The sequence below is a fragment of the Nocardia sp. NPDC056541 genome, from assembly GCF_042794235.1.
Lineage (GTDB): Bacteria > Actinomycetota > Actinomycetes > Mycobacteriales > Mycobacteriaceae > Nocardia.
Map to the genome: position 1 here is coordinate 19651 of NZ_JBHTUD010000037.1, position 7724 is coordinate 27374.

Sequence of the window (7724 nt, forward strand, 5' to 3'; positions counted from 1 at the left end):
ACGGGTTCCTCCCTATGCTGCGGACTGCTGAGCGAACGAAATCTCTGGTGGCACAGTGGTTTCATGCGGACCGCCTGGTGGTCCTTCGTCTCTGGCGAGGCGAGCCATGGTGTACTGCGCACGTTGGTTGATCCGGGTAGTGACCAGCGCCAAGACCAGATGCGACCGCGGGGGCGCGTCTTTGTCGCCAGGGCCTACCGGAGTGATCCGCAGGTGCGAGGTATCCGGCGGGATGATGCCGATCGCGGCGAGTTCGGCGCGCACGAAGTCGAGCCGTTCGGCCTTGTGGTCAGGGAGGGTTTTGCCGGTCCAGTCGTTGGAGGTGACGCACCGACGGCCGGGAACGGCGAGCAGGTCACGGCGATGGTTCTTGCCCCGGCAGCGGCCCGGCTGGGTCTTCTCGGTGGCGCCCTTGGGGACGATGCCGTAGCGCAACCACACCCCGCACGTCTTCGAGCATGGAGTCTTTTGCAGCTCGGCGTGGAGGCGGTCGTAGTGGCGTTCGGTGCGGGCGCTGTCGGTTTCGAGGGTCTCGCTGATCGACTTGGTCAGGTACTTGGTGATGTAGCCGACTTTGCGATCCATTTCCGGTGTGCCCGCGAGGATCTGCACCGCCTTGGACTGCCCACCGAACTTGAGTGTGTGCGCGGGGTCGAGTTCGTCGACCTCGTCCATGACGTCCAGTGCGTCATCCCAGTAGGTCAGCGGGCGATGGGTTTTGGGGTCTACGAAAGTGCCGGCGGAATGGTCCCAGACGGGCATGTTGTCGCCGGTGTAGACCTCGCGGTCGAAATGGGGCCACCAGATGTTGCGGAAGGTAGCCGCGGTGACCTGGTAGAGCAGCTTCGTCGGGATCGAGCCACGAATGGCCAAGTGCAGGTGCGGGGTTGCCCGCTTCTGGGCTTCCACGCTCCCGAAGTACTGCACGTTCCAGCCGACCGCGCGCCGAAGATTCTGCATCCAGCGGTCGAAAAGCGCTTTGGTGTGCATGATGTCGCGAGCAGCGCGGGCGTAGTCGTAGCTGTCCGGATCAACCGGGGAGCCCTCCGAAACCATCGTGCCGGTCTCGGGGTCTCGGACCTGGTTGATACGCCCATACGACCCGAGGGTCAGCGTGAAGAACGTCGAGGGCCGGTACTTGCCGTTGGCGTAGGCAGTGCCCACGGTGACCTTCGCGACCTTATTACGCGGAAGGTCCGGAAGATCATCACGGCGCCGGGTGGACTTGGCTCTGCGACGCGGCTTCTCATCGAGGGCCGGGAGACGGCCACGGACGCCGAGTTCGCGGAGTTCGGTGTCGAGGTCGGCTACCAGAGCCCGAATCGACTCGGCGAGTTCGTGTTCACCAGCGCGGCGGGCTTCGTGGTAGGCGGCGAACTGTTCAGCGCGAGCGGCCAACACCTGTGTCTGTGCTTCGGTGACCACCGGTTCGGCGTGCACGGGTTCGTGTTCAGCGCACCAGCCTTCGCGCAGCTGGGTCTGTCGCAGGTACTTGTTCGCTTTGGCGCAGGCCGGGCAGGTCGAAGCGACTGTGGACTTGCATGGAGCGCCGACATAGGTGGTACGAGCGGAGATCGGGTCGAAAGCCCGCATCGGGACAACACGAGCGCACACACCTTCCTTCTCGGCGGCGGCCGCGGCGATGTCGGTGACGTCGGGCATTGCTCGCCGATCGGCAGCGGTTTCCCGGTCCGGCTTCACTGCTGCGGCGGGGGCTGTGGAGCGATGTGGATGGCCGAGAGAGGCCGTTCCGGTGGTGTTGTCAGACATGGTGCGGCCTCCCTCGGTCGTGGTGTTGGGTGCGGTCATGCGGTCATGCGGTCATGCGGCTTTGCGGGTGGACGGAATGGTCTTGAATCCGGCCACCGATTCGAACGGCACCACCACCGGGTCAGCCAAGGAGTCGGTACGACGGAACGTGATCTCGACCAGGCCAGGGCCGACGAGGGCGACTTTGGCCCTCTGGGCACCGAAGCCGTGGGCGAAGTGGTCGGCGCGGTGGGTCCAGGTGTCGGGGCAGTGACCGGGCAACATCCGGGCACGGAGCGTGTCGAGGGATTCGCCGATCTCGACGGAGACAAGCCGCGGGACGAACATTCGATCGCCGCCACGAGTGGACAGGCCACAGGCGGTGGTCATGGTGGCCCAGCGACGCCGGTAGCGGAACCAGCCCAGGTATCGGGACCGGACACGGCTGGTGAACCAGCGCTCGAAGGTCTGCGGGCTCAACACTCGCCACAGAACCATCCCCACGACAGCCACACCGACCACCCCGATCCCGAACGGCCAGCCGAAGAACCAACCCGCAGCGACAGAAAGGCCGGCGGGAACTGAGACCATCGGGAACAGCAGCGCCCACCACGCCAGGGTGAACACCGACAGCAGTAGTCGACCGACCCCGGTGAGTACGGCGTCAAGGACTTCGGCCGCCGGGTCATGCGTGGTCGTGGTCGTGGTGGTGGTGTTCATGCGGCGTCATCCGAACCGGCGAAATCGTCGTAGCCGTTCCATATCGGGGCAGTACCGGTCTCGGTTAGCACCGCGACAGCCAGAGGGTCGAGGCCGCGGGTTTCCGAGCGGCACTGGCTACGGGATCGGAAGTCGATGACGTCGGCCAGACCGTTGTCGGTGCGAGTGTCGTTCTTGCGCGCCATGGTCAGTTCTCCAGTTCAGGAATGTCGGATTCGAGGAGCCCGCACATCGAGCAGACGTAGGGGCCGGTGACCAGCTCTGCCCAGGTGCCGTCGAGGACGAGCTCGTGCCCGTGGACCCGGCAGTGTTCAGCGGCGGCACAGTCGTCGCAGCGGACGGTGTCGCCGTCGTAGTCCCACCCGGCAGCGGTATCGGCGGTGAGGAACTCGACCGCTTCGTTGGTCGTCATGAAGCAGATCGGGCGACCGGACGAGGGGTTGAACACGTCCCCGCAGCAGTCGCAGTAGATGACGACATGGGATTCGGTGACCAGGCCGCGCTTCATGCCGCCCACCCCTGCTCGTCGTCCTCACCGGGGATGAAGTCCGGGTCGAACGTGGACGGGTCGAAATCGTCGTCAGCACCGGCCGAGGTGACCGGGGGAGTCGGGGCGTAGGCATCGACTATCGCGTCGGCCCGGTCGTCATCGATCCAGTACGCGCGGACCCGCACGAACTCAGTCGTGCCGTCTTCGCCGACGTAGCCGACACCGGGTGTGGTGTCGGGGATCTCGTGGCACAACGCACCGCGGTCCTTGGAGCCCTGCCCGTGGACCATCGAGGTCTGTGTCGGTTCGTCCAGGCGCAGCCCGATCCGGACCGGGAACAACTGCCGGAACGGCATCGTCTCCTTGGACGGGTCCTGCAACGCCGCGATGACCGAGAGACCGACCGCACGACCCTGCGAGAGCAGCAGGCCCAGGAGCCGTTCGAATTCAAGTCGCTGGTCACGAGTGGCGTAGGCCGACAGGGCGGCAGCTTCGTCGATGATGATCAGGATCAGCGGGGCATCGGTGGTCGGGACGTGCTTGCGGATACCGGCCGAGCGCAGTGTCGAGGCACGATTCTCCATCACCTGGACGGCTTCGGTGAGCATCGCCAGGATGCCGTCAGCGGTCCACTGGAACCTCACCCACAGCTTTTCGCCGCGCCCGAATTCCATGCCGCCCTTCGGGTCTGCCATCCACACATCCACATACCCGGCTTTGATCGCGGGACCGATGCCGCGGATGATCGACCACAGCACCGAGCCTTTGCCCGAACCGGTCGCACCGGCGAGCAGGATGTGGGCATACAGCACCCGCAGCAGCCACAGCCGACCGTCTTCACGGACACCGGTGTCGACAGCTTCCAGGTCCACCCCGGTCGCTTCCTGGACCGAGATCACCGGTTCGGCGAGGGTGTCGAACGTGCGCAGTTCCACCCGCACGAACCCCGGACCCGATTGGCGCACACGGACCTTTGCGACACCGAGGTACTGCGCGAGAGCGTCGGCCATGTCGTCGTTAGTCCAGTCCGACAGCTTCTGACCGCCCACGATCTGGATATCGAACACCGCACCGGCCGGGATCAGGTCGACACCACCGACGATGGTCGGCCAGTTACCCGCCGAGCCCAACCCCAGCGCAGCCCACATCATTTCGAGATGCTTCGTGCTGGTCAGGATCGCTGCCGCAGGACGCAAATCGGCCGGCACACCGGGGAAGGGGTCGACCTCAGCGACACGGACACGGGCAGGGTTGTCGAGGTGACGCCACCACAGCAGCACACCAGCGGCAAGGACCGTCGACAGGGCGACAATGGTCGTGACCATCACGCCACCGTCTTCAACGTCGCGGCGTAAAGGTCGAGCGCGGCCGGGATCTTCTCCGCGACCACAGCGGCATCGCCCGGCGTCAGATACAGCCTGACGTCACCGATCTCGACCATGACCATGCCAACGAAATCGACATACCTCACATCGAGCGGACGTCCGTAGGTCGCGCCAGTAGTGGACAGATACGAGCGATCCGGTGTGAACGAGTTGTCAGACATTTCAGTTGCCCCCTGTAGGGATCGGGACCGCGACAGGCAGCAACGGAGCAACCGGGCGCGGAGGAGAGTGGAAGGTGTGCACCGGCGTAGAAGCCGGGGCGGGAGTCGAGGCCGCGACCATCGGCACCAGGTTCGGCGCGTCTGTGTCAGCGGTGTAGGTGGGTGCCGTCTCGACCACGACGGCGGGCACCGAATCGCGTTGTGCCGCACGTCGAAGCAGGACCAGCCCGTGAGTGTCGATCAGCAGGGCCAGCGGAGGAATCGCGGCCAACAGGGCACCGCCCCAGCTATGGCCGGTCAGGTAGGCGTGAACCGAGTTGCTCGTAACCGATACCGCGGCCCCGCCGACCAGAATCCAGGAGAACCATTTGTGCTCAGCCGATTTCGGTGGCAGGGCGATCACGGCCATGGTGGCTTGGACGATGGTGCCGTCCACGATCACCGGGAACAACCACGCCAAACCGCGTGGGGTGCCGCCCATGATCGCGAGGTCTTGCAACGCCGCGAACGACAACACGAACGCGGCAGCACCGATACCGATCAGAACGAGGACGGCGGACCAGCGAGCCCACCGCATACCCGAGGACTGCTGATCCGCCGTGTCCATCGCTAAGCCGCTTCAGCGATCGCGGCAGCCTGCTCCTTGAGGACATGCTCAGCGGCATCGTGGGCCATGACCAGCGCGGGAAGCTGCTCGGCCAACAGTCGAGCGTCCTCGATATCGAGAGCCAGCGCGTAAATGCCCATCTCGGATTCGAGCTCGATCCGTACGCATCCGCTGCTCTTGACGCCGTACTCGGTTTCTCTCGGAGCGAGATAGGTGAGCGCGAAGCCCTTGTTGTACCCGGTGTGGATGCTCATGAACGACATGGCGATCACGCAGCCTTGTCGGCGGCGCGGTTATTGACCTTGGCACCGGAGTTGTCCCCGGCGATGCCCGTCGCGCGCACGTTCCAGCCGATCGACTTGAACTCACCGTTACCGACGATCTTGGGCTTGAGCATCAACCCTTCCAACACGATCGGCCGGAAACCGGGCGCGACCTCATCGGCCGAGGGCGTCGGCATCTGATCGGCGACGAACACGATGTCGAAGGTGGTCTGTCGCGCGTTGGACCCGGTCGGGTCGGTGATCGTGGCCTTCCACAGGCGCTTACCGGTGCCGTTGCCCTCACGGTCGAAGTCGAGCTGGTGACGCTTGGGTGCGTTGCGATCGGCGTTGAACTCGGTCACTGCCTCCACCTTGCCGAGCAGCATCACGCCCATCGGGAAGGCGGTGTGGAAGTCGGTGGTCAGCCACATGTCCTTGAGTGCCATGTCATGTCTCCTATACAAAGAGGATGGTTTATCCCCCCTAAACCCACTCGGTACGAGGACGTTCGCCGTGGTTTATGGGGGGTAAACCGAGACTAGACGCACGTGCGCTCTGTCGTCAAGGGGTTCTAAACTCTGTGTCGTGGCTATCGATGACGAGTTCGACGCAATCCGCGATGACCCGGACCCGATCCGGCGCGGGCTACGAGCGGGCGAACTCATCGCTATCTATCAGCAGCGGCAAACGGAGTTGGCTCGACTCCGCAAGGTCGCCATCGAGCAGGCAAACCGTGACCTCGGGCTCAGCTTCTCAGAGATCGGCGACCGGCTTGGCCTGACAAAGGGGCGAATCAGTCAGATCCGCACGTCGGCACCACCGCCTGAACGAGCATTCTTCGGAGTTGGTCCTGTTGCGATCGGGGTTCCCCGCCGACTTGGTGTTGAGGAGGGCCGAGAGCGTACCTACGTTGACACAAACGACGAAGCGACGCGAACCTATCTCCAGCACACCCTGGGCGAATTATCCTTGACCACAACACAGTTCGACATCTCGCCCGATACCGAGAATGCCCCGCCAGGTGACTGCATCATCGTGTGTGGTCCGAAGTCTGCCCCGGTGGCTCGACATCTACTGGCGGACGATCCGATTCTCGCGTTCGACCGCAGCGAGGCGGGATGGTCGATCGTCGACTACCGCCAGGACGATCGACACTTTTCGCCATACCTCACGGATGGCACCCGCAAGGACATCGGCTACCTCTCCCGCCGGACAGTCGACAACCGCGTCATCGTGCACATTGCAGGCATAACCGCCGTCGGCTCCGAAGGCGTCGCGCACTGGTTGAGCACAAACCTGCGGACGGCCTACGACCCAGCTGCGAACCTGACCGATTGCATCATCGAGTGCGAGTTCGATCAGGACCGTACCGTCACGGGTAGTCGGCTGTTGGCCGGTCCATACTCGGCCCCACGATGAGCTTCACAGTCGAGTCCGCACAACGGGCAGCTGCTTCCGGTGACGATCGGTTGGTCGTCGCCGACAACGCTGTCATCGTTCTCGACGGTGCCACCGCGCACGACCCCGCCATGCCATCAGCAGGGGAGTATGTCGACCATCTCGCCGCGGAACTCGCCCTATCGATCGGCGATGCGCTTTCGCTGGTCGACATACTCGCTCAGTCCATCGCGAGGACAGCCGAAACACTCGGAATCGAACCTGGGCTTGCGCCCTCGAGCACCGTCGCTCTTGTTCGAGTCGAGCCCGACGCGGTCAATGCGTTGATTCTCGGAGACTCGTCACTCGTGATCGGACAGCGAGGCGGAGAGGTTGCGACCTACACAGACGACCGTCTTGCACAGCTCAACCTGCCCGAGGCTGACCTGTACCGGCGATTCCTGAAATACGGGTGGGGCTACAGCGGTCGACACCGGAAGATCCTCGAGGACCTCCAGATTGCCGAACGGGCGCAACGTAACCGGCCAGGTGGCTACTGGATCGCCGAGGCCGACCCCCATGCGGCCGAGCACGCATTGTCCGTCCGAATCCCTCGCGATGAGCTCTCTTGGATCGTTGTCGCTACCGACGGCGTCGCGGACCTCATTCCTCCACTTGGCCTGAGCTGGTCTGAGGTCGCCCAGATGTCCACGCCACAGCTCGATGCACTTCTCCACGACATCCACACCTGGGAAGCCGAGACCGATCCAGATGGGCAAGCCTTCCCACGCGCGAAGCGTCACGATGACAAGACGGTTGCAGTCCTGCACTTCTGAGCGGGCAGGCTTGTCACTTCACGGAGTGGTTGCTGAAATTCGCTATATAGAGTCAAGGGCGGCGCTGACGCGCCGCCGACGCAGCGCCGCACGGCGCCACGCCCCGACGCCTCCGCTGCGCTACGGCCCCGGCGCG

11 protein-coding genes are annotated in these 7724 nt (G+C 64.3%); 2 read left to right on the plus strand and 9 right to left on the minus strand.

From position 1 onward, the window contains the following. Positions 1–12: 12 nt before the first annotated feature. From ACFQ9R_RS33965 to ACFQ9R_RS34005, 9 genes are read right to left on the minus strand one after another with little or no spacing between them, the layout of a single operon-like run. The gene (locus tag ACFQ9R_RS33965; protein ID WP_378996829.1) at positions 13–1770 is read right to left on the minus strand and encodes a replication initiator; all 1758 of its coding nucleotides are present in this window, start codon (positions 1768–1770) and stop codon (positions 13–15) included. Positions 1771–1821: 51 nt separating this feature from the next. Beyond that, on the minus strand, positions 1822–2469 hold the full coding sequence (locus ACFQ9R_RS33970; protein ID WP_056822158.1) for a hypothetical protein: 648 nt from the start codon (positions 2467–2469) through the stop codon (positions 1822–1824). Beyond that, positions 2466–2654, minus strand: coding sequence for a hypothetical protein (locus tag ACFQ9R_RS33975; protein ID WP_056822154.1), 189 nt, complete (start codon positions 2652–2654; stop codon positions 2466–2468). Before ACFQ9R_RS33975 ends, ACFQ9R_RS33970 begins: the two co-directional genes overlap by 4 nt. Positions 2655–2656: 2 nt before the next feature. Continuing rightward, the gene (locus tag ACFQ9R_RS33980; RefSeq protein ID WP_156677617.1) at positions 2657–2977 is read right to left on the minus strand and encodes a hypothetical protein; all 321 of its coding nucleotides are present in this window, start codon (positions 2975–2977) and stop codon (positions 2657–2659) included. Further along, on the minus strand, positions 2974–4284 hold the full coding sequence (locus ACFQ9R_RS33985; RefSeq protein ID WP_378996832.1) for an FtsK/SpoIIIE domain-containing protein: 1311 nt from the start codon (positions 4282–4284) through the stop codon (positions 2974–2976). Before ACFQ9R_RS33985 ends, ACFQ9R_RS33980 begins: the two co-directional genes overlap by 4 nt. Beyond that, positions 4284–4505, minus strand: a complete 222-nt coding sequence (locus ACFQ9R_RS33990; RefSeq protein ID WP_056822141.1) for a hypothetical protein — start codon at positions 4503–4505, stop codon at positions 4284–4286. Before ACFQ9R_RS33990 ends, ACFQ9R_RS33985 begins: the two co-directional genes overlap by 1 nt. 1 nt (position 4506) lies before the next feature. Further along, entirely contained in the window at positions 4507–5112 is a 606-nt protein-coding gene (locus ACFQ9R_RS33995) for a DUF2637 domain-containing protein (protein ID WP_056822138.1), read from the minus strand. Positions 5113–5114: 2 nt separating this feature from the next. After that, positions 5115–5366: a hypothetical protein gene (locus ACFQ9R_RS34000; protein WP_378996835.1), complete on the minus strand. Its 252-nt coding sequence runs from the start codon at positions 5364–5366 to the stop codon at positions 5115–5117. A 14-nt stretch (positions 5367–5380) separates the two neighbouring features. Continuing rightward, entirely contained in the window at positions 5381–5821 is a 441-nt protein-coding gene (locus tag ACFQ9R_RS34005) for a hypothetical protein (protein WP_328711592.1), read from the minus strand. Between the two features lie 139 nt (positions 5822–5960). Between ACFQ9R_RS34005 and ACFQ9R_RS34010 the strand changes: the two genes are divergently transcribed. Together ACFQ9R_RS34010 and ACFQ9R_RS34015 are read left to right on the plus strand one after the other, a co-directional pair. Further along, positions 5961–6794, plus strand: coding sequence for a hypothetical protein (locus ACFQ9R_RS34010; protein WP_056822129.1), 834 nt, complete (start codon positions 5961–5963; stop codon positions 6792–6794). Beyond that, complete coding sequence (locus ACFQ9R_RS34015; protein ID WP_056822126.1) at positions 6791–7588, plus strand: hypothetical protein; 798 nt, start codon at positions 6791–6793, stop codon at positions 7586–7588. Before ACFQ9R_RS34010 ends, ACFQ9R_RS34015 begins: the two co-directional genes overlap by 4 nt. The last annotated feature ends 136 nt before the right edge of the window (positions 7589–7724 follow it).